A 26,571-nucleotide genomic window follows, 5' to 3' on the forward strand; every position below is an offset into this window, starting at 1 on the left:
ACCGAAGGGGGGTGGGGGGGGGTGGAGGGGAAAAAGGAGAAGATGCCGGGGTCTTTTTTGTGTGGGGGAGGGGGGGGCGGGTCCCTTCTTTTTGTTTTTCTTTCCTCTTGGCCGAACCACCCCCCACGCTCGTGCGGCCGCCCCCGTGGCGGTCGACCCGGAAGCGGAGGGCCTCGCCCTCGCGGCCGTACGTGTACTGGGAGCCGACGCGTTGCTGCCGAGCACCCTGGTGCACACCCCGCCCCCGCCCGACGAACTCGCCGTGTTCCGGAAGGCCGTGGAGACCTACCCGCCCGGCGCCCAGGCCGCCCCCACCGTCGTGTGGAGCCACTGGGCCATGCGACGCACGCTGCGGCGGCTCGACCCGGACCACGCCGACGGCCCGGACGAAGAACCCGACGCCGTCTGGCTCGAGGGCGCGACCTGGCAACTCCTGACGCACCAGCTCGCGGTGCTGGCCGCCCTCGCCCTTCCCGGCGAGGACAGCGCGGTCGCCCGCGCGGCCGTGCACCGGCCGGTCGACGTCGCCCGCGGATTCGTGCGCGCCGTACGCCGCAGGGACTGGCGGCAGGCGGCCGGCGCCGGCCGCTGGCTGACCCTGCTGGACGGCGTACCGCGGACGCTGGGGCTCGAGAACGGCCTGGACTTCGTGGAGTTGATGGGCGGTCAGGACCCGCTCGTCGCGCTGCAGGTGAAGGCCGCGCGGCTGACACGGACGGGAGCGTTCGTGTGAGGGACGTACGGGGGCCACGGCAGGTGGCTAAGGACGCGCTGGCGTGGGTGTCGGCGCATCGTGAGCAGTTCGCGCTGGGCGAGGACGCGCTGGCCGCCGACGGACAGGTGAACCGCAGCTGGAAACCGCTCGGGGAACTGGCCCAGGTGTGCGCGACCGTGTCCCGGCACACCGCGCCCCCGGATCCGCTCCACGCGTGCGCGGCCGACCTCATGGCCTTCGCGTGGCAACAGACCGGCCGGGGCGAGCTGTTCGTGCGCCTGCAACGGCTGGAGCCCTTCGCCACGTACCCGTTGGAGGTGTATGCCGCCATGGCCGCGGCGGGCCTGCGCCACCCCGGCTACGAGGCGGCCACCGCCACGGTCGCCCGCACGCGCGGCTGGCGGCTCACCGAGCAGGAGCCCACCCGGCGGCTCGGCGTCCTGAACGCCGAGACCCGCAGCGGCATCCGGCCCTCCGACGCGCTGCCGCAGGCGTTGCGGCACACCTGGCTGGCCGGGCTGCCCGAGCCCTGGACCTTCGAGCAGTCCTCTGGCTACTCCCTCACCCACGTGGTCTTCCACCTCACCGACTGGGGGCGCGCCGGGCCCGGGGGTGTACCACCGGACGTGGCCGACTACCTGGCCGACTGGCTGCCGCCCTGGCTCGACACCTGTCTGGACGCCGGGATGTGGGACCTCGGCTGCGAGCTTCTGGCCGTGGCGGCGAGCCTGCCCCTGCTGCCCGAACCCGCCGTCCTCGACGACGCCTGGGCACGGGTCGCCGCGGTACAGCACCCCTCCGGCGCCATCCCGGAGCAAGGGGGAGGAACGGACCACGACGGCGGCCCGGACTTCCTCACCCACTACCACCCCACCCTCATGGCCGCCTTCGCGGCAACCCTGACCACAGGGCGTCTCGAGGACGGAGCCCGGGCGGGCACGCATCACCGGCCCGGCGGACAAGGAGCGCTGGGATGACCGACACCCGCCTGATCCACAACGTTGGAGCGGGCGCCCTGGAATGGCTGTGGGCCCACCGCGACGGATTCCAGCTGGAACCCGACGTCGACCCGGAGGTCGGCTTCCTGGAGCGCTTCAAGCCCATCGGCGAACTCGCCATGATCTGCAAGGTGCTCTTCCGCGAGGGGGTCGCGGGATCGCGCCAGGCACAGCTGGCCCGGCAACTCCTCGACCACGCCTGGCGCGAGACGCTGGACGGCGGCCGCATGCTGGTGCGCGGGCAGCTCACGGAGCCGATCTCCCCCATCCCGTTCGAGGTGTACCTGCCCTTCAAGGAACTCGGCTACAGCCAGCCGGAGGTGGAGCGCGCCGCCGCCCTGAACCACCGGCTGGACAGCTGGGTGTCGTTCGAGGCGACCCCCACCCGCAGGCTCGGACTGTCCGCGTTCCAGCGCCGGTTCGGTCTCCCGCCGCGCCCTGCGGAGGCCGAACTGCGGGACACCACCTGGCTGGCCCGCACCCCCGAGCCCTGGACGGTGGAGGGCCACATCGCCTACGACGTCACGCACAACGTGTTCCACCTGACCGACTGGGGGGAGAACCCGGACGGCCTGCCGCCCGCCACCGCCGACTACCTCGCGACCTGGCTGCCCGTCTGGATCGACGACTGGCTGGACCTGGAGCGCTGGGACCTGCTCGGCGAGCTGCTCGTGGTCGACGCCTGCCTGCCCCGCCCCACCCTGGACGAACGGGCCTGGGAGGGCTTCGCCGCCGCACAGCAGCCCGACGGGGCCATGCCTGCCCTGCGGACGATGCCCGAGGGCGCCCCCGACGAGGTGTTCGACATCGTCTACCACCCGACCCTGGTCGCCGCCTACGCCTCCGTACTGGCCACCTCCCGCTCCCTGTCCCGCCTGGCACACGCCTCGTGACGCCCCGCCGGCACGCCTCGCGGCAGGGCGAACGGGACGCCCCTCGCGCCGCGCCCGGGGCCGATGACTCCGCTCCGCCCGTCCGGGCGCCGGATCCAGCCCCCGATGACGGACCGCTCGGCGCGCGGCTCGCGGACGCCGTCACCGCGGCCGACGCGCCGGACGTCGTCTTCGCCCTCTCGCGGTACGGCCGCCGTACCGTGCTGAGCGGCGGTACCGCCCCGCCCCCGCCGCTGTCCCGGGAGAACCTGCGGTACGAGACCGGCTCGGCCGCCAAGACGTTCACCGGACTGCTGCTGGCCCGGCTGGTCCACAGTGGACTGCTGTCCGGCGGTGAACCGGCCATCACCCTCCTGGGCAGGGGGCGGCCCACCGCTGCCGATCCGGTGACGCTCACTCATCTGATCACCCACACGTCCGGACTGCCCGCCCTGCCGCCCGGCTTCCTCCTCCGGGCCCTGCCCGCCTGGCACACCAACCCCTACGGTCGCTTCCCGGCCGCCCGGGTCGTCGACGCCTTCCTGCGTCACCGGCCGCGCCACCGCCCCGGCACCCGGTGGCGCTACTCCAACTACGGCGTCGCCGTACTCGGACACGCACTCGCCGCCGCGACCGGCACACCGTGGGAGGACCTGCTCACCGACCAGGTCCTGCACCCGATCGGCCTGCACGGCACGACCCTGCGCGCGGACGACTCCGGCTTCGACGCACTCGGGCACGGCACGGACGGCCGGTCACCCGTGCCCCCCTTCGACGCCGGAGGCTTCCAGGCGGCGGGTGCCGTACGGGCCACACCGCACGACCTGCTCACCTTCCTCGAGGCCCATCTGGACCCCGCCGGCCCCTCACCACAACTCGCCGCGGCCCTGCGCGAGGTGCGCCGACCCGTGCTCCGCCGGGGAGTCGGCCACCGGCACGTCCACACCACCGCCTGGTTCTGTCACCCGACCGACGGCGGACCGATGTACTTCCACAGCGGAGCCACCCTCGGCCAGCAGACGTTCCTGGGCTTCCGCCCCGACACCGGCACTGCCCTGGCCGCGGTGTGCACCCGCCGCTTCCGCGGCCACGACCCGTTCCTGGCCGCCGCGTACGGGCTGCTGACGGAGGAGCAGCGGGACCGGCCCGGCGCCCACGGCGAGTGCCGCGCCGGCGCCGGACGGCCCTGACCCGTCGTCACACCCGCTGCCACAGGGCCGGAGTGCCGGTCGGCGCCCACGCGCCCTGGGCCTGATGGGTCTGCAGGCACTGGTAGCGCACCCCAGCGTGACTCACCGTGACACCGGCCTCGTAGACACGGCCGGCGGCCCACGTCTGCGCGACACTGCCCTGCGGTGCCGCGGCTTCGACGGCGGCGGTCTTCAGGGTGAGGCCGAAGGCGCTGAGCAGCGGATTGACCGGCTGATAGAACGTCGTGCCCCCGCTCTTGCAGTCGCCCGTACCGCCGGAGGTCACGCCCTGCGCCTGGACGCCCGCGACGTAGGGTCCGCCGGAGTCGCCCGGCTCGGCGCACACCGTCGTCCGGGTCAGTCCGTCCACCCTGCCCTCGGCGTAGCTCACACTGGCGTCGTGCTGCTCGACCTTGCCGCAGTGCCACCCGCTGGTGGAGCCGGAGCGGCAGACGGCGGCCCCGACGAGCGCCTGGACCGATCCGGTGACCTGCACCTTCTGCTCGCCCTCGACCTTCACGTTCGGCGTGGTCGTCCACTGGTCGTTGACGGCCACCCACGACATGTCCTTGCCGGGGAACGTGGAGGCCTGGAAGGTGCCCTGCTCCGCCTGGTTGAACCCGGTCGTCGTGGCGCCCTTCTTGCCGCAGTGGCCGGCCGAGGCGAAGCCCTGCTGCGCGCCCTTGGTGACGGAGAACCCGACCGAGCAGCGGGCGCTGCCGTTGATGTAGTAGGCGTCGCCGCCGGTGACATCCGCCAGGAGGCGCGGCCGGTCCGCCGTCACCGTGACGCCCACGCTCTTGGCGTCGAGGCCCGCGGCCTTGACGAACGCGGCGGCCGCGGCCTTGCTCCGGGCCTGCACAGCGACCCGGTTCGCCGGAACGTCGACGTACCACAGGGGAGTGTCACGGGTGTCGGCGCGGGCCGCCGCCCCGTCCAGCTTCTTCTTCGCCGCCTGGAGGTCCCGGAGCGTCTTCTTCACGACGGCGGCCTTGGCGCCCTGGGCCTTGATGGCGGGCACGTCCGCGGTGGCGGTGGTCGCCACCACGAGCTCCTGCGCTGTCGTGCCGCGCAGCCAGGCCCCCGCGAAGCGGTTGCCCAGGGCGTTGCGCAGCCGCCCCGCGCGGGTGCCCGCCTCGGCCTCGTTGACCAGCCGCAGGGACGCCTGGGCCGGGGTCAGCCCGAGGTCACGCTCGAGGGCACGCAGCACCGGAGCCGACGGCCGGTCGGCGCCGAGGGTCTGGGCGGCCGAGGGCAGCGGGCCCGCCGGGGGCGCCGGCTCGGCCGCCACGGCGGAGGGGAGCCCGGCGGCGACGAGTGCGCCGAGCGCGGTCAGGGCCGCCCGGCGACCGGTCACGACGTGTCTGTGGACCATGCGATGTGTCTCCTTCGATCACGGTGGAACTGCGGTACTGCGGGAACCGGGCGCCTCACGCGGTCTTCAGGCCGGGCGAACCCACCTCCGTGACGAAGGAAGCGGTCGTCGAGACGGTGCCCCCGGGCTGGGTGATGGACGGGACGGTCCGGAAGTCGACCTGGGCGTTCGCGCGGCCCAGCTCGACCCGGACGTAGCCGCGCCGGCCGTCGTAGTACTTCATGTGGGGGTTGGCCCGCAGATAGGTGTCCCAGTTGTCGGGTTTCTCGGTGCCGTTGCCGCCGCTGGAGATGGAGGTGCAGGTGAACTCCGTGCCCAGCGTCTTCGACTGCGGGTCGTCGAAGTCGTCCTTGATGTCGAAGGCGTACCCGACGTGGACGTCGCCGGTGAGGACCATCCAGTTGTCGATGCCGGCGGCCTTCGCGCCCGCCGTGACCCGGTCGCGGGAGCCGCGGTAGCCGTCCCAGGCGTCCATGGAGACCCGGGCCGGGCCGGTCACGTCGAACTTGCGCTGTGAGAAGCACACCTGTTGCGGCATCACGTGCCACAGCGCGCCGGAACTCCGCCAGCCGTCCAGCAGCCAGCGTTCCTGCGCGGCGCCGGTCAGGGTGCGGGCCGGGTCGTCCGACTCGGTGCCCGGCGCGTGCGGCCGGTCGTCGTAGGCCTGGTCGGTGCGGTACTGGCGGGTGTCGAGAAGGTCGAACTGGACGAGCGACCCCCAGGCCAGCCGACGGTACAGCCGGGCGTCGGGGCCCTGCGGAAGCTGCTCGGCGCGCAGCGGCTGGTTCTCCCAGTAGGCCCGGTAGGCGGCGGCGCGTCGCGCCAGGAACTGCTCCGGGGAGGTGCCGTTCTCGTCGAAGGCGCCCGCGTAGTTGTTCTCCGTCTCGTGGTCGTCCCAGGTGACGAGGAACGGGTGCCGGGCGTGTGCGGCGCGCAGGTCCGGGTCGTTCTTGTAGAGCGCGTAGCGCAGCCGGTAGTCCGCGAGGGTGAGCGTCTCGCGGTTGAACACGTCGGGCAGCTTGCGGTCGCTGTAGCGGCGGGCCCCGCCGGCGGAGTCCACCGGGTACTCGTACAGGTAGTCGCCGAGGTGGAACACCACGTCGACGTCCTCTTCCGCCAGATGCCGGTGGGCGGTGTAGTAGCCGTCCTGGTAGGCCTGGCAGGCCACGGCGGCCAGCCGCATGCCGTCGACGGCGCTGCCCGCGGCCGGTGCCGTACGGGTGCGGCCCGTGGGGCTGATCCAGCTGCCCACCCGGAAGCGGTAGTAGTAGTGGCTGTCCGGCCTCAGGCCCTTGATGTCGACGTGCACGCTGTGGGCGTACTCGGGATGCGCCGTGGCGACTCCCCGCTGCTCGACGAGCGCGAACCACTCGTCCGTGGCCACTTCCCAGGAGACGGCCACCCGCTCCTGGCCCAGGCCGCCGTCCGCGGTGAACGGCTCGGGGGCCAGCCGGGTCCAGATCAGCACCGAGTCGGGCAGCGGATCGCCGGAGGCCACGCCGAGGGTGAACGGGTCGTCGGAGACCCGGGCGGCGTCCAGTTCCGGAGCGGAGGTGGCGCCGCGGGCCGGCCGGTTGGTGGTGAAGGCGAGCATCGCCGCCGCCGCGGTGACGGTCAGGAAGCGGCGGCGGGCGACGTGCGGCGCCGCGCTGCGCAGGACCGCGTCGTGCGGGGAGAAGGCATGCTCCGACGGTGCTTTTCGACGGCCCGTCAGCGTCATCTGGTGTCCTCTCGTCCAGGGCGGTGGCGCCCCCGGGCGGACGCGTGGGGCATCGCCGACGTGCGGAGCGCGGAGCATGCATGCTAAGCAGACAAAATGCCCAAAGCGGGCGCGACCTGCGGGGCGTTCACACCAGAGGCCGTAAACGCCTCCGCCGCCGGCGTCGGCCGGCGGCGGAGGGGAGTGAGGGGGAGCGAGGGTCATCGGCCGCCCGGGTCGGTGTTCCACCACCGCGCGTCCCCGGACGCGTCCCGCAGGGCGTTCGTCGCGCAGTGCACCTCTCCACCCGCCAGGTGGGACCAGGCGAAGTTCTCCACCCAGTGCACGCGCACTCCGCCGGCGGCCAGGGCCTTCTGCGCGGCGGTGCGGAACAGGTCGCGGCCGCGCACCTTCGGCCCGTGCGGATCGGGCGCGGCGTAGTCCCGGGCGGTCAGGGACAGACCGTTGGCGATGCTGGGGGAGTAGGCGATCGCGCCCATGGGCCCGTCCGCTTCCGCCCCGAGCGTCTTGTACAGCACCGGCACCCGTACCAGGTCGCGCCGGGACAGCCCCGTCTCCCGCAGCAGCACGGCGATCTGGTCGTCGACGCGGCGCGCCGCCTCCTCGTTGCCGGTGCGGAAGGCGTCGTCCGCCAGCAGGGCGTCGACGGTCGGCTTGCGCTCCGCGCTCGTGTCCGCGAACAGCCGCTGCCCGCCCTCCCCGGCGCGCTGCGCCTGCCGCAGCAGCTCCATCGCCTTCCGGGGGTCGGCGACCGCCAGGGTCCAGCCACGCTCGTTCTCGGCCCGCACGACGTGGACCGTCTCGTCCACATGGCCGACCAGCAGCCACGACGTGTCGATGGTGAGGGCCGGCTGCCTGCCCTGCGCCTCGATCATCCGCACGAACGCCGGATCGGGCGCGTGGCGCGGGGCCGTGCCGTACAGCACCCGCCCGTGCGGGTGACCCTCGTACGGCGGTACGGACTCGAAGTTGCCGGTGAAGTTCTGCAGATCGACGCCGCTCGGCTCACGCCCCGGCGTGAACTGCTGCACGACCCCGACGTCGGGCCCGCGGAAGTCACGGAAGAGCAGCCGGGCCGACCGGCTCAGGGTGGTCTTTCCTCCCCGGGGCGGCGCCCACAGCACCGGAGCGCGCAGCAGCACCCGCATGCTGTGCACCCGTCCACCGGGCCCCGGGACGCCGGCCACCGCCGGTTCGACCATGTCCTGCCGCCAGATGTCCCGCCACCACTGCTCCGTACCGGGCGTGAAGGTCACGTCCCGCCGGGACAGCCCCGCGGCGCCCGCCGCCCGCACCAGGGAGGAGGCGAACGGCCTCCACTCCCTCGGCCGGTAGACGTCGCCCACACCCCAGGGGCCGGGCGCGACACCGCGGCCCGGGCCCGGCTCGGCCGCGAAGACGCGCTCGGCGCGCTGCAGATCGTTCTGGAACAGCACGGGCGCCACCTTCAGCCGCACCCGGTCGGACGTGGTGCGCCCGCGGTCGGTCACGGTGAGGGTGACGGTGACCTCGCCGTCCCAGCGCCGAGGGTCGCGGACGATGTCGCGCCCCTCCAGGGCCAGTTCGGCACCGGCCCGCAGTTCACCAGCGGTCAGCGGTCCGCGCGGGACCCGCAGTGCCCCGTCACGTCTGACGAACAGACGGACGTACGGCCGTTGCGCCGCCGCCACCTCCACCCGCCCCGACGCGTCCTCGCCGACCGGCGCCGGCGGGATGCGCAACGGGGCGAGGTCCGCCTCGTCCCGCTCCCCGTTCACCCGCTCGTCGGCCCCGTCGTGGCAGGCCGCCAGGCGCTCGTCCACGGCCGGATCGATACGGTCCAGATCTCCGGGGCGCATCCGGCAGCGCCGCGCGTCGTCGTCGACGTTCGCGAGGAAGACCGCGCCACGTCCCGGCCGCCACACCTCCTCGCCCGCCTCGTCGGACGTCCCCGCGACATCCACGCGGCCGTCCTGGTTCACATCGGCGCGCAGGTCCGCGGCGGTCGGCGGTTTCTGCGCGGCCGCCGTCGTCCCTGTGGCCGCGAGCAGCAGGACCGCGGTGGCCACCGCGACGCGGCGCGGCAGGCGCGCCCTCGGTGTTTCGGGCATGACGAGTCTCCTCGGGCAGATCGGAGGCCGGTACGGGAGGACGTCCGCAGACCATGCTCCTCCGCCCAGGCGAGCCGTACATCGTGCTGTGCGCCGAGGTGCCGGCTACATCGATGGATCTACCGGGCGGCCGTGCCCTCCTCCTCGGGCCTCGGCCGAACAAGACAAGCGCCAACCACCGCAAAGACGGAATATGGGGCAAAGGGCTGGGAAACCGGTTGAAGTCGCTGAACAACGCGCCTGTGGAGGTCGACATGAACCAGGAGACATCACGTTCGTCTGATCTTCCGCAGCCGTTGCGGGCCGTCGCCTCGGGCCTCAGGCATCTGCCGGGCGCGGAGCAGGTGGGCAAGGTGGCCGGAGGAGCCCTGGACAAGGTCGGCGCGGTGTCGCCGCGCGGACGCAGGATGGCCGTCTACGCCGGTGCCGGTGTGCTCGGTGTGGCCGGAGTGGTGGAGTGGCCGGTGGCGCTGACCGGCGCCGCCGTCGCCTGGCTGACGCGGCCCCGGCCCGGGCAGAAGCGGGACGGCGCGTCACCCGACGGCGGCACACGGACCGCCCGGACCGGTGAACGCCGCAAGGGCGCCCAGGCCACCCCGGACGATCAGGACACCTCCGAGTACGGCCCCGGCGGCAGACTCGCCGCGTCCCACTACCGGCACGACCAGCCGGAACAGCACGTCCACGAACAGCCCGCCAAGGTGGGCGACACCGCCACCGCCTCCGCGCTGAAGCAGGTCGCCGAGGCCACCGCGCACCACGACGCGCACGGCGAGGAGCCGGACCGGGAACACGCTCACCCACACGGACACGACAGCCGGTCCACCGGCTGAGTCGGGACAGCGCCACATGCTCACACGCTTCGACGTCGCCCCGCTCGTCGGGGCCGTGGCCGGTGCGGCCGCAGGGGCCGTCCGCGGCACCGCCCAGGGAGTGACGTCCGTCTACGACACCACGCGGCGCGTGCGCAACGTCGCGCGCAACGCCCTGACCGGCGGACAGCACTGGAAGGCCGGACAGCGCGTCCACCTGGCCCTGCGGCGCTCCGACGGCGAGGTCGGCGCGATCGCCCGCGAGATGGCGGAGGAACTGCTCGACCACCCCGACGTGCTCACGGCGTACTGGGACGAGGGACTGTCCCGCATGGTGATCACCGTGGCCGAGGACGCCGCCACCGACCGCGTCACCGAGCGGGCCACCGCACTCGCCGCCCGCCTCGGCCTCGGCGAGGGCACCGACCCGAACGCCCGGGACACCAGCCACCCCGGCGACCCCACCGAGGTGCGCGTCACCGCGGCGGCGATCCTGCTGGACGCCGCCGGCGCGGCCGGCGCCTTCGCGGGCAGGTCCCTGCGCCTGCCGCCCACCTCCCGCATCATCACCGCGGCCGTCACCCTGCTGCGCGAGAACCCCCGCTTCAGGGCCCTGCTCCGGGAGCGGTTCGGCACCTCCGGCATGGAACTCGTCCTGGCCGCCGCCAACGCCGCCGCACACAGCGCCGGCCAGACCCCGCTGGCGCTCGTGCTCGACGCCGCCCTGCGCGGCACCCAGATGACCGAGGCCGTGGCCAGGGCCGCGGCCTTCGAGGCACTGCACGACGACATCGTCCACGAACGGCGCGCCAGCCTGCCCTGCCCGGCGGACACCCGGCCGCCGCTCAAGGTGACGCCCGCCGCGGAGTACGCCTCCCACGCCAGCACCGGCAGCGTCGCCGGCGCCGCCGCCACCCTCCTCGTCACGCACAGGGCGAGCGACGCGGCCGAAGCGGTCCTGGCGGGATCCCCGAAGGCGGCCCGGTACGGACCGGCCGCCTTCGGCGCGACCCTCGGCACGTTCCTCGCCCACGCCGGGATCCTTCTGCGCAACGGGGAGCGCCTGCGGCAACTGGAGATCGCCGACGCCCTCGTCCTGCACGCCGACGCCCTGCGCAGCCGGCGGGACGACACCGAGGACGACTCCGACGGGCTGCCCGACGACCCGGTCCACCCCTACGCCGAGGCCGTCCTCGACGCCGCCCGCAGGGCAGGACTGCACGTCGTGATCGCCGGCGGCTCCGACCTGAAGGACATCGTCCGGCTCGCCGACGAGGTCGCCCCGGGCGCGAAGCCGTTCGGAGACGTCGTACGGGCCCTGCAGAAGGACGGGCACGTGGTCGTGACCGTCGCCCGCCTGAACGAGTCCGGAGACGGACACGTGGCGGCCGGACTGCCCGCCGGAGACGTGGCCATCGCCCTCACCGACGGACGGGCCGCCGTCTCCTGGGGCGTCGACGCGCTGGCCCCGGGCGGCCTCGCCGACGTCTGGCGGCTGCTGACGGCGATCCCCGCGGCCCGGCGCGTCGGACGCCGGTCGCAGACACTGGCCCGCGCGGGCGCCGCCCTGTCGGGGCTCCTGGTCGCCCGCGGCGGACAGCGCCTGGGCCGGCTCGGAATGTGGCCCCTCACCCGGCACGCCCCCGTCAACATCGCCGCCGCGGGCGCCCTGCTCACCGGCTGGCTCGCCGCCGCCCAGGTGGCCCGGGCCACCCCGCCCCCGCCACGACTGCACATCCCCTGGCACGCCCTGGAACCCCACGAGGTCCGCGACCGGCTGGGACGCGCCGGGCGCGACGGCGAGCCCCGCGGACTCGCCCTGCTCGCCGACCGCTCGAGACAGCAGGCCGGTCGCCTGATCCGCCACCCGGCCGTGACGCCCGCCCGCTGGACCTGGCAGGCGGCCGGTGCCGTACGCCGCGAACTCGACGATCCGCTCACCCCTGTCCTGGCCACGGGCGCCGTCGCCTCCGCGCTGCTCGGCTCCGTCGTCGACGCCATGCTCGTCGTGGGCGCCATGGACCTCAACGCCGTGACGGGCGGACTCCAGCGGCTGCGCGCCGAACAGGCACTGGCCAGACTCGCCGCCCGGCAGCAGCCCAAGGCCCGCAAGCAGGACAGCCACCGGCGCACCGTCACCGTCGACGCCACCCGGCTGCGGCCCGGCGACGAGATCAGCCTCGGCGCCGGCGACGTCGTACCCGCCGACGCGCGGCTCCTTGAGGTCGAGGGTCTCGAGGTCGACGAGTCGGCACTCACCGGCGAGTCCCTGCCCGTGTCCAAGGCCGTCGACGCCACGCCCGGACTGCCGGTGGCCCAGCGCGCCTGCATGGTGTTCGAGGGCACGACCGTCGTGGCCGGACGCGCCCTCGCGCTCGTCGTGGACACCGGCGACCAGACCGAGGCGGGCCGCGCCGTCACCCTCGCCGCCCGCACCCCGCCGCCCGCCGGCGTCCAGGCCCGGCTGCAGGAGCTGACCCGCAAGGCACTGCCGGTGACCTTCACGGGCGGCGCCGCCGTGACCGGACTGTCCCTGCTGCGCGGCAGCCCCGTCCGACGCGCCGTCAGCGGCGGTGTCGCGGTGGCCGTCGCCGCCGTGCCGGAAGGTCTCCCGCTCGTCGCCACGGTCGCGCAGATGGCGGCCGCCCGCCGGCTGTCCCGGCGTGGCGTCCTGGTCCGCACCCCGCGCACCCTGGAGGCGCTCGGGCGGGTCGACACCGTCTGCTTCGACAAGACCGGCACCCTCACCGAGAACAGACTGCGCCTGGTCCGCGTCGCCACCGCCGACGGCACCGTCCTCGAGACCGGCACCGAACAGGCCCTGCCGGTCGTGCGCCTGGCCGCACGCGCCTGCCCGCAGGAGGAGACGGGACAGGGCCGCCGTGTCGCGCACGCCACCGACGAGGCCGTCCTCGACGTCGCCCCGCCCGACGAGGGCTGGACCCCGACCGGCGAGCTGCCCTTCGAGACACGGCGGGGCTACGCCGCGGCGGTCGGCCGCGACGGCGACCCCGACTTCGGTGAACTCCTCGTCGTCAAGGGCGCCCCGGAGACGATCCTGCCCGCCTGCCGGGACCTCCCCGGCCACGCGACCGACACCGCCCACGAACTGGCGGGAAAGGGACTGCGCGTCCTCGCCGTCGCCCGGCGCCCCTGCCGGGCCGACGACGCCGACGCCGAGCTCGACGCGCCGCTCGCCGACCTGGAGTTCAGTGGCTTCGTCGCCCTCGCCGACGTCCCGCGCGACACCTCGCACGCCCTGCTCGCGGAACTCCGCCGCTCCGGCATCCTGCCCGTCATGCTCACCGGCGACCACCCCGAGACCGCCCGCGCCATCGCCCTGCAACTGGGCTGGCCGGAGGAGACCGAGGCGGTGACCGGCGACGAACTCGTGGCCATGGAACGCCGCGAACGCGTCCGGGTCCTGCGCGGCGCGGGCGTCATCGCCCGGGTCGCACCCGAGCAGAAGCTGCACGTCGTCGAGGCCCTGCAACAGGCCGGACGGGTCGTGGCGATGGCCGGCGACGGAGCCAACGACGCCGCCGCGATCCGCGCCGCCGATGTCGGGGTGGGCGTCGAGTCCCGCGGCTCCGCGGCCGCCCGCAACGCCGCCGACCTCGTGCTCACCACCGGCGACCTGTCCGTCCTCGTCGACGCGGTCGCCGAGGGCCGTGCCCTGTGGCGCAGCGTCGCCGACGCGGTGAGCATCCTCATCGGCGGCAACGCCGGCGAGGTCGGCTTCAGTGTCCTCGGCACCCTGCTGGCCGGCGCCTCACCCCTGTCGACACGTCAGCTGCTGCTGGTCAACCTGCTCACCGACATGTTCCCGGCCATGGCGGTGGCGGTCACGCCGAGCGACGACCCCTCGACCGCGGAGCACGCCGCGACCGGGCCGATGGGCCTGGGCGTCCTCGGCGCCCCGCTGCTGCGCTCCATCCGGCGCCGGGGCATCACCACCTGCCTCGGCGCGGTCACGGCGTACCTCATCGGCCGCCTCACCCCGGGCACCGAACGCCGGTCCACCACCATGGCCCTGTGCGGCGTGGTCGGCGCCCAGCTCGTCCAGACCCTCTCCGGCCGCCGCCGCAGCCCGCTCGTGTGGGTGACGGCCCTCGGCTCGGCCGCCGTACTCGCCGCCCTCGTCCAGACACCCGGCGTCAGCCACTTCTTCGGCTGCACCCCGCTCGGCCCGGTGGCGTGGGCGGGCGTGGCCCTGGCCATCGGCCTCTCGGCCCTGGCCCCGCGCCTGGAACACCTCCGGGCCGTCCAGGTGCTCTACGAGGCCCTGACACGCCTCGCCCTGCGCCTGGGGGACCTGACCCAGCAGGCCCGGGAGCTGCTGCACAGCGGGATCGCCCGGCCGGTGGTGGCGTAGCGGGCGGCCCCGCACGGCCGAGGGCGGCTCAGACCGCGCCCCGCCAGGCGCCGGTCTCCGATCCACGGGTCTCCATGAACTGCTTGAACCGCCGCAGGTCGCCCGAGACCTGCCGCTCGACGAACCCGAGCTTGTCGCCCACGGTCTCGGTCAGCCCCATGGGGTCGAACTCCAGCCGCAGCATGACCTCGGTCGTGTCGTCCCGGACGCGGTGGAAGGTGACCACACCGGCCTGCCTGGCCTCGCCGCCGACCGTCGTCCAGGCGACACGCTCGTCGGGAACCTGCTCGGTGATCTCCGCGTCGAACTCCCGCTCCTGGCCGCCGACCTTGGTCACCCAGTGCGTCAGCGTGTCGGTGCGCTGCTCGACGCGCTCCACGCCGTCCATGAACCGGGGAAAGTCCTCGAACTGGGTCCACTGGTTGTAGGCCGTGTGCACCGGGACGTGGACCTCGATGGATTCCTCTACCTGTGACAAGGCGGTACCTCCCTTTCTCGTACGGACAGCGACGGACGGGTACCGGATCTCGCGCCGGCCACTCATGCTCTGCGCGACTTGTAAGGTCGGGTGCCGTGGCCACCTTGCTGATCGTCCATCACACGCCCTCGCCCCACTGCCAGGCGATGTTCGAAGCCGTCGTCTCCGGGGCGACCGATCCCGAGATCGAGAACGTCACGGTCGTGCGCCTGCCGGCGCTGTCCGCCACCGCCTCCGACGTCCTCGCTGCCGACGGCTACCTCCTCGGCACCCCCGCGAACCTCGGCTACATGTCCGGCGCCCTCAAGCACTTCTTCGACCAGGTCTACTACCCGTGCCTGGACACGACGCGGGGCCGCCCCTTCGGCTACTACGTGCACGGCGGGAACGACGTGACCGGAGCGGTGCGGGGCATCGAGTCCATCACGACGGGCCTCGGCTGGCGCCGCACCGCCGAGGCCGTGACCGTGACCGGCGAGCCGGACAAGGACGACATCGAGAGGTGCTGGGAACTGGGCGCGACGGTCGCCGCCGGACTCATGGGCTGAACAGTTCAGGTGTCGTCCACCCGGCGCCGGTCCTCCTCGTCCCACGCCCGGGTGTCGCGCGGCTGCGTGTACGGCTCGGCCTCGGGCGGATGCCCCCCGGCGACGGCCCGCTGCCGTACCGTCTCCGCGTCGAACTCCAGGCCCAGCAGGATCGCCAGGTTGGTGATCCACAGCCACACCAGGAAGACGATGACACCGGCCATTGTGCCGTAGGTCTTGTTGTACGAGGCGAAGTTGGCCACGTACACGGCGAAGCCCGCCGACGCGGCCAGCCAGATCAGCAGGGCCAGCGCACTGCCCGGGGTGATCCAGCGGAACCCCTTCACCTTGGCGTTGGGGGTCGCCCAGTACAGAATCGCGATCATGATCGTGACCAGCACGACGAGAACGGGCCACTTGGCGATCGACCACACCGTCAGCGCGGTGTCGCCGATCCCGAGCGTCGTTCCGGCCTCACGGGCCAGCCCGCCGGTGAAGACCACGATCAGCGCGCTGAACGTGGCCAGCAGCATCAGCACCACCGTGACACCCACCCGCACCGGCAGCAGCTTCCACACCGGCCGGCCCTCGGGAATGTCGTAGACGGCGTTGGCGGCGCGGATGAACGCCCCCACGTATCCGGAGGCCGACCACACCGCCAGGACGAGGCCGACGACCGCCACCACCGAGCCGATGCCGGCGTTGCCCTGCAGCTGCTCGACGGCCTGGGTGAGGATGTCCCGCACCGAGCCGGGGGCGAGCTGCTGGACGTTCTCGAGCACCTTGTCCGTGGTCGACTTGCCGGTGATGCCCAGCAGCGACACGAGCACCAGCAGCGCCGGGAACAGCGCCAGCACCGCGTAGTACGTCAGCGCCGCCGCCCGGTCCGTCAGCTCGTCCTTCTTGAACTCCCGCACGCTCCCCTTCAGCACCGCACCCCACGACGTCCGGGGCAGCTCGCTCGGCGTGTCGGGCGCCGCACGCTCCACTTCGGGCCCCGGACCGGCCGTCCCGGGCGCCGGCCGAGGGCTCTCCGACGGTTCCGAAGGTGGAGTCTCCGCCGTGTCATGTTCTTTTCGTCCAGGAATATGCAGCTTCACCATGGGGGCCGGGTAACCCCGGTCCCAGCCCTTAAGCGGTCGGCCCGCTTCGCATGCCGGCATCACCGGCCCGGGCCGGAACGTCACCCCCCCCCGCAGCGCGAGCCCCGCTGCTCCAGCGCCTCCGGCAGCACCAGACTGCGACGCCCCCCCCCTCGTCCCAGCTGGTTGAGGGAGCGCTCCCACGCCGTGCACGATGCCGCCATGACAACGTCCCCCGCCATCCGCCCCTACCGCCCCGAGGACCGTGCGGCCCTCGACGACATCTGTATCCGCACCGCGCACGCCGGCCGGGACAGTCGCCCCCACTACACGGACCCGGGCATCTTCCCGGCGACCTTCGCCGCTCCCTACGTCCGTCTGGCGCCGGAACTGGCCTTCGTGCTGGACGACGGCCGGGGGCGGGCGGTCGGCTACATCCTCGGCGCGGCCGACACCCCGCGGTTCGCCGCGGAGTTCCGCGCCACGTGGCTGCCCCTGGTCGCCGGCCGCTACCCGGAACCGCCCGAGCCGCCGCGTACCCCGGACGAGGCCATGGCCCACCTGCTGCACCACCCGGAGCGGATGGTGAGGCCCGAACTGGCCGCGTATCCCGCGCATCTGCACATCGACCTGCTGCCCGACTGGCAGGGCCGGGGCCATGGACGCCGTCTGACGCGGACGCTCCTCGGGGCCCTCCAGGACAGGGGGGTCCCGGCCGTCCACCTGGCCATGGCGACCGCCAATACCGAGGCCAGAGCCTTCTTCGACCGCCTGGGGTTCCACGAGATCGACGTTCCGGAGCCCGGCTCGGCCACCTACCTCGGCCGTACCACGAAGGAACTCGACCGGCTCTGACGGAAGTGGCGCAATCGTGCGTTGCCGACCCGCGCCATCGGGCGCAGCGTGGACCGTGCGGGAGCGCTCCCACGCGCCCCCGCACTCCCCACGCACGGCACACCGCGAGCACCGCGACCCCCACATCCGAAAGAGGAGATCATGGATTGTCATGGTCATGCCCGTAAAGAGTCCCGTCCGCTCAGGTCCCGCCTGACGCTGGCCCTGAGCGTGCCTGTCGCCGCACTGCTCAGCCTCATTCCATGGAGCGGCACCGCCGTCGCCCACGGCTCCGTCGTCGACCCGGCATCCCGCAACTACGGCTGCTGGCTGCGCTGGGGGAACGACCACCTCAACCCCGCCATGGCCCAGCAGGACCCCATGTGCTGGCAGGCGTGGCGGAGCGACGCCAACGCCATGTGGAACTGGAACGGCCTGTACCGCAACGGCTCCGGCGGCAACTTCCAGGCCGTGGTGCCCAACGGCCAGCTGTGCAGCGGCGGCCGGACCGAGGGCGGCCGGTACAACTCCCTCGACACGGTGGGCGCCTGGAAGACGACGGACATCGGCAACAACTTCACCGTGAAGCTGTACGACCAGGCCAGCCACGGCGCCGACTACTTCCTGGTGTACGTCACGCGGCAGGGCTTCAACCCCGCCACCCAGCCGCTGACCTGGAACGACCTCCGGCTGGTCACCCGCACCGGCAAGTACGGGCCCAGCCAGAACTACGAGATCCCCGTGAGCACCTCGGGGCTGAGCGGCCGGCACGTCGTCTACACGATCTGGCAGGCGTCTCACATGGACCAGACCTACTTCCTGTGCAGCGACGTGAACTTCCGCTGACCTGCCGCTTCGTCTGCCGTACCCCGCCGGACGGGATGAGCCCGGCGGGGTACGGCAGGGCGTGCTTTCTGAGAGTTCCCGAAGAATTTCCGGGGCGGCTGAACGCTCCGGTGCTCCCGCACGTATGGGGCGAGGGGATTTTCATGCCCGGCACGCCTCAAGCGCAGGAGAGCACCCTTGGCACGCAATACGCGAAGACGCCCTACAGGCCCACGGCGCGCGACCTTCGCCGCAGTCGCGCTGATGCTGGGCGGAGGCGGCCTGATGGCGGCGAACGTCTACGCCTCGGCCACGGACGGCGGTTCGGGCGGTGAGCCCGCCCAGACGCGGTCCGGTACGGGGGTGCGGACCGCGGGCTCCACGATCGACTGCCCGGACGTCGGCAGCCGGCTGACCTCGGTCCCCGAGCAGGCGAGGCCGGAGGTCGACAAGGAACTCGCCCTTCTGGACGAGCAGATCGCCAAGGCCTACCAGCGGCTGAGCGCATCGGCACAACAGATACAGCAGGATTCCGGCTTCGCCGACAACGCGATCATGAACCCGCTGAAGGAGAAGCGGGGCGCGACCCTCGAGCGCATCGCCATCGCCATCGACCGGGTGGGCGATCGCCCCGAGGGACTCGACGCCCTCGCAGCCTGCACCGTCCGGGACTCCGGCAACCAGGCTCCCGAGCAGGGCGAGGGCCAGGACGGCGGCGGCACGGAGCAGCCCGGCCAGGAGCAGGACCAGGGCGGCCAGGAGCAGGGGAACGGCCAAGGCCAGGGCCAGGGCAACAACGGCGGGCAGGCGGGCAACGGGCCGGTCGCCGCCGACTTCGCGGACATCACCGGCGTCCAGCCCAACGTCAACAGCCCCCGCCAGAAGGGCAACGCCTCCCGCGGCACCTTCGCCACCAGCTGCGGGGTGAACGACAACGGCCTGTTCAACTCCGACAACATCATCGCCGCCCCGGGTGTCACCAACGGCGCCCACCACTTCCACGACTACGTCGGCAACCAGGCCAACAACGCCTTCGCCAGCGACCAGGACCTCGCGGACGCCGAGACCAGCTGCGACGACCAGGGCGACAAGTCCTCCTACTACTGGCCCGTCCTGCGCGTGCAGAACGGCACCCAGGAGCAGGACGCCAACTCGCCCGGCGGCGGCATCGAGGGCAACGCCGGCGCGATCGTCACGCCGAAGCAGGTCACGCTCGACTTCGTGGGGAACCCGCGCGACAAGGTCACGGCCATGCCGCGGCTGCTGCGCATCATCACCGGCGACGCCAAGTCGTTCGTCAACGGACCGGCCAACGCCAACGCCTCCTGGAGCTGCACCGGTTTCGAGGACCGGCAGCTGAAGGACAAGTACCCGCTGTGCCCGAAGGGCAGCGACGTGGTGCGCTCCTTCAAGTTCCAGAGCTGCTGGGACGGCCGCAACATCGACAGCGCCAACCACCGCACCCACGTGGCGTTCACCGACGCCTCCGGCGCGTGCCCGTCCGGCTTCCGGGCGATTCCGCAGCTGGTCCAGCGCATCGTCTATGACGTCGACGCGCCGAGCCTGAAGGACGGCGGCCGTACGACACCGCTGTTCGCGGTGGACTCCTTCCCCGAGCAGCTGCACAAGCCGGTCACGGACCACGGCGACTTCATCAACGTCTTCGACGAGGACCTGATGGGGGAGATGGTCGACTGCATCAACGACGGCCGGAAGTGCGGAGCCGGAGCGGAAGCCGAGCCGGGCGAGAAGCCGGGTGAGGAGCCGGGCGAGGAGCCGAGTCAGGAGCCCGGGGCGGGTGAGGAGCCGAGCGAGGAGCCGACGAAGACCCCCGAGGCCCCGCAGGAGCAGCCCACCCGCACGCCGGACGCCCCGAAGGACGGCAACGCGGGCGGCAAGCCCGGCAACACGGGCAACGACGGAAAGGTCGAGGCTTCCAAGCCCCCGGCGGCGGACAAGCCGGCCCCCGAACCGGAGTCGAGCGACTCGCCCGCCGACGAAGCCGAGGTCTACGCGACGCCCTCGGCGAAGTCCGGTGCACAGGGCGGCTCGAAGGACGACTCCGGCGAGGAATCGGACGGCCTCGGCGAGGCCCAGGCCGTCGGCACGGCGACCAGCGCCGCCGCGACCCCGGCGGCCCCGCCCCGGACCGAGCCCCAGGCGGTCGGCAGCGGCAGCCTGGCCGAGACCGGCGCCCAACTGTGGCCGGCCGCGGCGGGCGCCGTACTCCTCATCACGGGCTTCGTGGTCCTGCGCCGCGCCAGACGCAGCTGACACGACGACGCCCTGACGCGCCACCGGAACGGCGGCGGGATCCCTCCTCGGATCCCGCCGCCGTTCCGCTCCGGGACCCGGCACCCTTCGGCGCATCCCGAAGTGCTCACCCTCTACCGTGACCCCATGAACAGCACCTGGAACGCCGGACGCGGCGCCGGCGGCGGGATCGCGGCGTGACGCCCTGGGAGATGGCGGCCGTGTTCGCGGCCGGTACGGGCGCCGGCGCGGTCAACGCCGTCGTCGGCTCGGGAACACTGATCACCTTCCCGGTGCTGCTCGCCACCGGACTGCCGCCGGTCACGGCGACCGTGTCCAACGGGCTCGGACTGGTACCCGGCTCGATCAGCGCGGTCATCGGCTACCGCGAGGAACTCCGCGGGCAGGGACGGCGCGTCCTGCTGCTCGGCGCCGGTGCCGTGCTGGGCGGCCTCGCGGGCGCCGTGCTGCTGCTGACCCTGCCCGCCGCGGCCTTCGAGCGGATCGTGCCCGCCCTGGTGGGCCTCGCCCTCGTCCTGGTCGCCTGCCAGCCCCTCATCGCCAGGCGCGTGCGCCACCGCCGTAGCCGTACCGGCGGCACCGCCCGTCCCGACGGCGGCCCGCTGCTGTTCACGGGACTGACCCTCGCCAGCGTCTACGGCGGCTACTTCTCGGCAGCGCAGGGCATCATCTACGTCTCCCTGATGGGCATGCTGCTCGACGAGACGCTCCAGCGGCTCAACGCCGTGAAGAACGTGCTCGCGGCCGTCGTGAACACCGTCGCCGCCGTGCTCTTCCTCTTCTTCGCGGAGTTCGACTGGACGGCCGTCGTCCTCATCGCCGCCGGGTCCGCGCTGGGCGGCCTGGTCGGAGCCAGGACGGGCCGCCGCTTCAGCCCCGCCGTCCTGCGGACCCTCATCGTGTCGGTCGGCGCCGTCGCCCTCGTGCACCTCGTGCTCCACTGAGGCCGTAGCGCTACGGCGCCGGACGGGCGCCGGCCTCCTTCGATTCCCCCTCGGCGTCGATGTGGGGCATCACCCGGTCCAGCCAGCGCGGCGTCCACCAGGCGTGCGCCCCGAGCAGCGTCATCACGGCCGGCACCATCAGCAGGCGGACCACACTGGCGTCGATGAGCACGCTGACGGCCAGCCCCAGCCCCAGCATCTTGACCACGATGTTGTCGCTGATGATGAAGGCCGCGAACACACTCACCATGATCAGTGCGGCACTCGTGATGACCCGGGCCGTGATCTCCAGGGCGTGCGCCACCGACGCCTTGGCGTCCCCGGTGCGCCGCCAGGCCTCGTGGACCCGGGACAGCAGGAAGATCTCGTAGTCCATGCTGAGGCCGAAGATGATGGCGAACATCATCATCGGCACATAGCTCTCGATGGGCACCTTGCCGTGCACACCGAGCGCGGGCCCGCCCCAGCCCCACTGGAACACCGCGACGACCACGCCGTAGGACGCGGCGATCGACAGCACGTTCAGGACGGCCGCCTTGACGGCCACGAGCAGGCCCCGGAACACCGCCAGGATGATCAGGAACGCCAGCCCCACCACGACGGCGATGATCACGGGCAGCTGGGAGGCGACGATGTCACGGAAGTCGACCTGGGTCGCCGTCGTACCGGTGACATACCCCTTGGCATCCGTCCCCTGGACGGCGTCCGGCAGTGTGTCGTCGACGAGACGGTTGGTCAGGTCCGTGGTCGCGGCGTTCTGCGGCGACAGGGTCGAGTAGACCGTGCCCACCAGGACGTCCCCGTCCTGGGTGGGCGTCAGCGGGGTGACGGCGGCGGCTCCTTGGACCGAGTCGAGCGCCGTCTGGGCCCGCGAGGCCAGATCGTCGCGCTGTGAGTCCGGTACGCCGCTCTGGTCGATGACGACGGTGAGCGGACCGTTGGACCCGGGCCCGAACGCGTCGGTCATCAGGTCGAACGCCCGCCGGTCGGTGAAGGAAGTCGGGTCGGCGCCGTCGCCGATGTGACCCAGCTGGATGGAGAACAACGGGATCGCGAGCACCGCGATCACGGCGACACCCCCCGACAGGAACCACAACGGCCTGCGCTCCACCCGCTGCGCGTAGCGGTGCCAGGTGCCCTGCGGCGTCTCACCCGCCTCGGCGTCGGTCTCGGCGACGGGGCGGCGCACGTGGTAGCGGTCGATGTGCCGGCCGATGAGCCCGAGCAGGGCGGGGACCAGGGTGAGCGCGCCGACGACGGCCGAGACGACGGTGACGGCGGCGGCGAGACCGAGCAGGGAGATGAAGGAGACCCCGGACGCGGACAGGCCCGCCAGCGCGATGATCACCGTACAGCCGGAGACCAGGACGGCGTGGCCGCTGGTGCTCGCGGCCTGCCCGGCGGCCCGTACCGGGTCCATGCCGTCGATGAGGTTCTGCCGGTGACGGGTGATCATGAACAGGGCGTAGTCGATGCCGACCCCGAGACCGATCATGGTGGCCAGGGTCGGCGAGACCGTCGCGAAGGTGAACGCGGCCGCCAGCAGCCCGAGGATGGCGAGCCCGCCGACGACGCTGATCAGCGCGGTGAGCAGCGGAATGCCGGCGGCGATCACGCTGCCGAACCCGACCAGCAGCACGATGATGGCGACACCGAACCCGATCAGCTCGCTCACCCGGTCGTCGGCGGGGGGTCTCGCGAGTTCGCCGAGCGGCCCGCCGTACTCGACCTCCGCTCCCGCCGAACGCAGCGGCTGCACGGCGGTGTCGACGCCGGTCAGGTATCCGGCGCCGAGGGTCGAGGGCTGCACATTGAAACGGACCGTGATGTACGCCGTCTTCTTGTCGTCCGAGAGCGGCCCGACGTTCGGCTGCGACTGCTGCGAGGACGAGCCCGGGGCGGACAGCGGGTTCTGGGCCGACAGGACGTGCGGGAGCTTCTCCAGGTCGGCGACCGTGGTGGACATCTGCGAGCTCAGGGCGGTCAGTTCCTGGCTGTCGTCGCGCAGCACGATCTGGCTGCTGTAGCCGCCGGCCTGCGGATCGTGCGCCTTCAGCACGTCCAGGCCCTTCTGCGCCTGCGCCTGAGGCAGGGAGAAGTTGTCGGAGTACGCACCCCCGTACACATGGTTGACGACCTGCAGCGCCACCAGCGCCACGAGCCAGGCCCCGATGACGATCCCGAAGTGGCGTGCGCACCACTCGCCCAGCCGCCGCAGCAGACCCGCACGCGCGGCCTTCTGGTCCCCTTCACCGGTGCGGGAGTGAGGCATCTGGGCGGCTCCTGTGTCGGCTGAGACATTAGGTGCCGTCCATTAGATGCGCGGGGGATCACTCCGGCATTTCCGGCGCGCGGGCACCCTGCCACTCCGGGCGGGCGTTCCCCCGAAAGGTCGTCGCCGGGTCGGCGCGCCGGACCGCCCGCCGACGCGACGGCGCACCGAGGCCGGGTTCAGCGCCCCGGACCCCAGGGCGACGCCGAGGCCGACCAGCGCGCTGCCCGCCGCCTGCGCCGGGCCGTAGGAGCCCGTGCCGACCAGGGGTGCGGTAGCGGCCGCGGCGACCGGGATGAGGCCGGAGAACAGGGTGGCGCGTTCCGCGCCGATCCGCTGCATGCCCATGTACCAGCACACGAACCCGACGACGGTGACCACCACCGCCTGCCACAGCAGCGCGGCGGCCTCGGTGGTGTCCGGACGCCGCAGCCACCCGGCCCCGTCGGCCGGCACTCCGACCGCCGCCGACTCCAGCGCGGCGACCGCGCACACCGTGGCGGACAGCAACCGGGGCCCGAGCGGCCGCAGCACGGGTACGGCGAGCACGGCGAACCCGACCTCCCCCGCCAGGGCGCACACGGAGAAGGCGAGCCCCGCGCCGTCGGTGCGTCCCCAGCCCTGGACGGCACAGGCGCCGACGGCCACGAGCAACGCCCCGTACACAACCGCCCGCCTGGGCCCGCGCCCGTCCAGGAGGGGCACGAGCACGGCGACGACCACCGGCGCACAGCCCACGAACACGCCGGGAACCGCCGGTTCCGCCGTGCGCTCCGCGGCGATGACGGCCAGGTTGAAGCCGACCATGCCGATCGCGGCGAGCAGGACGATACGGACCCACTGACGCGGCGTCAGCGCTCTCAGCCGGGCGGTCGAGCCCTTCCCGGCCAGGGGCAGGAGCAGCAGACAGGCCAGTCCGTAGCGCAGGAACTGGCCGCCCGCGTACGGGTACGCGCCCAGGACGCTGTTGGCCGTGAAGGACGCTCCGACGAGGACACAGGCGAACGCGGCGAGCAGGGCTCCCCGCGTGGCGGTGACGTTCATGCCGGTGACGCTAGGCAACGCGGCGGCCCGGCTAGAGGTCCACTCTCGTGCCGGATCGGTGGACCAATCCGCCCCGGGCCGCCGCCCGAGGGTCAGCCGATGTGGTAGCTGTCGCCGTAGACCTTCCAGTCCAGCGGCGGGTCGAGGTCGAGGTTCCGCCGGCGCAGGAAGACGCGCTGCGCCGTGTCGACCCGGCTCGTGTCGCTGTGCGCCTCCTCCTGCCTCATGGCCCACACCCGCGCGTCCAGGAAGGCGTCGAGGTACGTCACCTCGTCACCGCCCGACGCCGGAGGCTCAGCCGTACGCAGCGCACGCTTACGGATGTTGCGGAAGCTCAGGGAGTCGTTGCCGTCGCCGTGCATGACGATGGCGTCGTAGTACGCGAACTGGCCCAGCACCCGCAGTCCGTCCGCCTTGCCCTGCCGGACCGCCGGGCCGAAGTACACCCGGTCGCGCTCGTCGTCCTGCGCCCGCCGGAACGCGGCGTCACGGGCCGCCCGGCGCCAGTCGCCGGGGAAGCCCGGGTCGAGCCCGTCGTGCGAGTCGGAACCGTCGACCTCGCGCAGCGCCGGCAGGTACTTCGCCAGGACGTTGCCGGGCTTGCGGTCGGTGTAGAGCTCGACGAGTTCGAGCATGTCGCCGGTGCCGGAGCAGAACCCGATGATGCCGGCGGTGTAACCGCGGCCGTCGCGGATGTCCTCGATGTACTGGTACTGCGCCTTCCAGTCGAGCGAGGAGTTCTCCGCGCTCGACACGAGCTGCATGGCGATCTCCTTCTTCGCCGGGTCGTCGAGCCCGATCGCACGGACCGCGGCCGTGGCGTGCGGCGGCTTCAGGAACGGGGCGGCGGCGAGGGCGGCGCCGAACAACGCCAGAGCGGTGCGGCGCGGGGTCGGGTGTCTCACGGGGCCTCCAGGCGGAGTGGGGGTGGGAGAGCTGGCCGTGCAGAACTGACAGGAAGGTTTCCTATCACTTTCCGCCCGTCGCGGGAACGGCAGAGTCGAAGTTCGTGACGTCGGACGAGCCGGCCGAGACCGCCAACGAGCCGGCCGAGACCGCCAACGAGCCGGCTGAGTTCCGCCACGGGAACCAAGAGCCCGCCCCGCACGTCAACTCATTGCGCAGCGAGGCCGATCGGTCTCGGAGGCCGGCGAGAGAGGGGAATCGCGGTGGACGACGCGACGTCGCAGCAGGGAAGCGAGCCGGAGGCCGCGGCACGCCGGGCCCGCTTCGGCACACTGCCGGAGCCGGTGCGCGTGGAGGACATGGTCGAGGAACGAGCCGCGGGCGCCCCCGACCCCGCGCGCACCGCCTACAACCAGGACGAGTGGCTCGTGCGCTACTGCCTGTGACGCGACCCTACGAGCGGCTCTTCGCGCCCAGGTCGCGCAGCCACCGCACGACGTCGTCGGCGTCATGGGCGCGGGCGATGTCGAGCGGTGTCATGTCGTCGTAGCCGCACCAGTCGGCGTCGGCGCCGTGCCCGTGGAGATATTGCGCGGTGGCCAGATGCCCGCCGTGGCAGGCGCCCCAGAAGGCACTGGTGATCTCGTCGGGCACCGGGGGTTCCTCGGTCTCGACGTACCCCCTGACCCGGTCGAGCAGGCCGAGCGTGGCGGCGTCCTGGAGGGTGGTGCGGGCGCCGTGCTCGATCAGCCGGCGCGCGGCACGCCACTGGCCGAACGCGCGGGCGTCGGCGAGCGGAGTTCCACCGGCGATCACCGCCCCGGGGGCCTCGATGTCGGCCCCGGCGGCGATGAGCGCGTCCAGGACGGCCACGTCGTTGCTGCTGGCTGCCCAGTGCAGCGGCGTCTCCGTGTGCGCACCGCCGAAGCGCGCGTCGGGATCGGCCCCCGCGGCGACCAGGGCGGCCACCACCTCGGGACCGTGGGGGAAATGGCCGGGCCAGTCGGTCGCGATGTGCAGCAGACTGCGCGTGCCCCTGCCGTCCTCGCCGTGCTCGGTGATTCGTGCCGCGGCCAGACCGGGATGGTCGGCGAGCAACCGCCCGAGCCCGGCCAGATCCCCGGCCCGGATCGCCGAGGTGACGGCGACGGCCAGCGGATCCTGTGATGTCAGCGTCTGCAAGCCGGCCTCCCGATCGCCGTCCAGGGCCTCCGATTCTGTACGACGACGCCCCCGCG

The 26,571-nt window shown here is 73.0% G+C and carries 21 protein-coding genes; 12 read left to right on the plus strand and 9 right to left on the minus strand.

Annotated features, from left to right (window positions below):
- The first annotated feature begins 145 nt into the window (after positions 1 to 145).
- The 4 genes from ACZ6I3_RS15685 to ACZ6I3_RS15700 are packed head-to-tail and all read left to right on the plus strand — an operon-like array spanning position 146 to position 3,775.
- On the plus strand, positions 146 to 733 hold the full coding sequence (locus tag ACZ6I3_RS15685; RefSeq protein ID WP_469414988.1) for a hypothetical protein: 588 nt from the start codon (positions 146 to 148) through the stop codon (positions 731 to 733).
- Positions 730 to 1,692, plus strand: a complete 963-nt coding sequence (locus ACZ6I3_RS15690; protein ID WP_469414990.1) for a DUF6895 family protein — start codon at positions 730 to 732, stop codon at positions 1,690 to 1,692. Before ACZ6I3_RS15685 ends, ACZ6I3_RS15690 begins: the two co-directional genes overlap by 4 nt.
- The gene (locus ACZ6I3_RS15695) at positions 1,689 to 2,606 is read left to right on the plus strand and encodes a DUF6895 family protein (RefSeq protein ID WP_189729781.1); all 918 of its coding nucleotides are present in this window, start codon (positions 1,689 to 1,691) and stop codon (positions 2,604 to 2,606) included. The genes ACZ6I3_RS15690 and ACZ6I3_RS15695 overlap by 4 nt, the downstream gene beginning before the upstream one ends.
- A complete protein-coding gene (locus ACZ6I3_RS15700) occupies positions 2,603 to 3,775 on the plus strand; it encodes a serine hydrolase domain-containing protein (RefSeq protein ID WP_469414992.1) in 1,173 nt (390 codons plus the stop codon). Before ACZ6I3_RS15695 ends, ACZ6I3_RS15700 begins: the two co-directional genes overlap by 4 nt.
- A gap of 7 nt (positions 3,776 to 3,782) precedes the next feature.
- Here ACZ6I3_RS15700 and ACZ6I3_RS15705 read toward each other — a convergent pair whose 3' ends face one another.
- The 3 genes from ACZ6I3_RS15705 to ACZ6I3_RS15715 all read right to left on the minus strand — a co-directional run bounded on the left by ACZ6I3_RS15705 (position 3,783) and on the right by ACZ6I3_RS15715 (position 8,960).
- A complete protein-coding gene (locus tag ACZ6I3_RS15705) occupies positions 3,783 to 5,150 on the minus strand; it encodes an alpha-lytic protease prodomain-containing protein (RefSeq protein ID WP_469414993.1) in 1,368 nt (455 codons plus the stop codon).
- Positions 5,151 to 5,205: 55 nt separating this feature from the next.
- Positions 5,206 to 6,870: an alkaline phosphatase D family protein gene (locus tag ACZ6I3_RS15710; protein ID WP_469414994.1), complete on the minus strand. Its 1,665-nt coding sequence runs from the start codon at positions 6,868 to 6,870 to the stop codon at positions 5,206 to 5,208.
- A gap of 200 nt (positions 6,871 to 7,070) precedes the next feature.
- On the minus strand, positions 7,071 to 8,960 hold the full coding sequence (locus ACZ6I3_RS15715; protein WP_469414995.1) for a protein-arginine deiminase family protein: 1,890 nt from the start codon (positions 8,958 to 8,960) through the stop codon (positions 7,071 to 7,073).
- 254 nt (positions 8,961 to 9,214) lie between these two features.
- Between ACZ6I3_RS15715 and ACZ6I3_RS15720 the strand changes: the two genes are divergently transcribed.
- Positions 9,215 to 9,793, plus strand: a complete 579-nt coding sequence (locus ACZ6I3_RS15720) for a hypothetical protein (protein ID WP_469414996.1) — start codon at positions 9,215 to 9,217, stop codon at positions 9,791 to 9,793.
- A gap of 16 nt (positions 9,794 to 9,809) precedes the next feature.
- The gene (locus ACZ6I3_RS15725) at positions 9,810 to 14,147 is read left to right on the plus strand and encodes an HAD-IC family P-type ATPase (protein ID WP_469414998.1); all 4,338 of its coding nucleotides are present in this window, start codon (positions 9,810 to 9,812) and stop codon (positions 14,145 to 14,147) included.
- 28 nt (positions 14,148 to 14,175) lie between these two features.
- Here the strand turns inward: ACZ6I3_RS15725 and ACZ6I3_RS15730 are convergent, their stop codons facing one another.
- Positions 14,176 to 14,625 (minus strand): SRPBCC family protein, encoded by a 450-nt coding sequence (locus tag ACZ6I3_RS15730; protein ID WP_469414999.1) that lies wholly within the window; start codon positions 14,623 to 14,625, stop codon positions 14,176 to 14,178.
- A gap of 95 nt (positions 14,626 to 14,720) precedes the next feature.
- On the opposite strand from ACZ6I3_RS15730, the gene ACZ6I3_RS15735 reads away from it, so the two are divergent.
- Complete coding sequence (locus ACZ6I3_RS15735) at positions 14,721 to 15,173, plus strand: flavodoxin family protein (RefSeq protein WP_469415001.1); 453 nt, start codon at positions 14,721 to 14,723, stop codon at positions 15,171 to 15,173.
- A gap of 5 nt (positions 15,174 to 15,178) precedes the next feature.
- Here the strand turns inward: ACZ6I3_RS15735 and ACZ6I3_RS15740 are convergent, their stop codons facing one another.
- The gene (locus tag ACZ6I3_RS15740; protein ID WP_469415003.1) at positions 15,179 to 16,255 is read right to left on the minus strand and encodes a YihY/virulence factor BrkB family protein; all 1,077 of its coding nucleotides are present in this window, start codon (positions 16,253 to 16,255) and stop codon (positions 15,179 to 15,181) included.
- 201 nt (positions 16,256 to 16,456) lie between these two features.
- Here ACZ6I3_RS15740 and ACZ6I3_RS15745 point away from each other — a divergent pair, with 201 nt between their 5' ends.
- From ACZ6I3_RS15745 to ACZ6I3_RS15760, 4 genes are all read left to right on the plus strand, one after another.
- The gene (locus ACZ6I3_RS15745) at positions 16,457 to 17,089 is read left to right on the plus strand and encodes a GNAT family N-acetyltransferase (RefSeq protein ID WP_469415005.1); all 633 of its coding nucleotides are present in this window, start codon (positions 16,457 to 16,459) and stop codon (positions 17,087 to 17,089) included.
- A gap of 141 nt (positions 17,090 to 17,230) precedes the next feature.
- Positions 17,231 to 17,914 (plus strand): lytic polysaccharide monooxygenase auxiliary activity family 9 protein, encoded by a 684-nt coding sequence (locus tag ACZ6I3_RS15750; RefSeq protein WP_469415007.1) that lies wholly within the window; start codon positions 17,231 to 17,233, stop codon positions 17,912 to 17,914.
- A gap of 264 nt (positions 17,915 to 18,178) precedes the next feature.
- Positions 18,179 to 20,167: a DUF1996 domain-containing protein gene (locus ACZ6I3_RS15755; protein WP_469415038.1), complete on the plus strand. Its 1,989-nt coding sequence runs from the start codon at positions 18,179 to 18,181 to the stop codon at positions 20,165 to 20,167.
- A gap of 176 nt (positions 20,168 to 20,343) precedes the next feature.
- On the plus strand, positions 20,344 to 21,111 hold the full coding sequence (locus ACZ6I3_RS15760; protein WP_469415009.1) for a sulfite exporter TauE/SafE family protein: 768 nt from the start codon (positions 20,344 to 20,346) through the stop codon (positions 21,109 to 21,111).
- A gap of 10 nt (positions 21,112 to 21,121) precedes the next feature.
- Here the strand turns inward: ACZ6I3_RS15760 and ACZ6I3_RS15765 are convergent, their stop codons facing one another.
- From ACZ6I3_RS15765 to ACZ6I3_RS15775, 3 genes are all read right to left on the minus strand, one after another.
- Positions 21,122 to 23,383, minus strand: a complete 2,262-nt coding sequence (locus ACZ6I3_RS15765; RefSeq protein ID WP_469415011.1) for an MMPL family transporter — start codon at positions 23,381 to 23,383, stop codon at positions 21,122 to 21,124.
- A 42-nt stretch (positions 23,384 to 23,425) separates the two neighbouring features.
- Positions 23,426 to 24,427: a DMT family transporter gene (locus ACZ6I3_RS15770; RefSeq protein ID WP_469415013.1), complete on the minus strand. Its 1,002-nt coding sequence runs from the start codon at positions 24,425 to 24,427 to the stop codon at positions 23,426 to 23,428.
- Positions 24,428 to 24,519: 92 nt separating this feature from the next.
- A complete protein-coding gene (locus ACZ6I3_RS15775) occupies positions 24,520 to 25,332 on the minus strand; it encodes a chitosanase (RefSeq protein ID WP_469415014.1) in 813 nt (270 codons plus the stop codon).
- A gap of 264 nt (positions 25,333 to 25,596) precedes the next feature.
- Between ACZ6I3_RS15775 and ACZ6I3_RS15780 the strand changes: the two genes are divergently transcribed.
- Positions 25,597 to 25,779 (plus strand): hypothetical protein, encoded by a 183-nt coding sequence (locus ACZ6I3_RS15780; protein ID WP_468198103.1) that lies wholly within the window; start codon positions 25,597 to 25,599, stop codon positions 25,777 to 25,779.
- A 7-nt stretch (positions 25,780 to 25,786) separates the two neighbouring features.
- On the opposite strand, the gene ACZ6I3_RS15785 is transcribed toward ACZ6I3_RS15780, so the two are convergent.
- Positions 25,787 to 26,515, minus strand: coding sequence for an ankyrin repeat domain-containing protein (locus tag ACZ6I3_RS15785; RefSeq protein ID WP_469415016.1), 729 nt, complete (start codon positions 26,513 to 26,515; stop codon positions 25,787 to 25,789).
- Between the last annotated feature and the right edge of the window lie 56 nt (positions 26,516 to 26,571).

The sequence above is a fragment of the Streptomyces sp. NPDC041940 genome (genome assembly GCF_055589465.1).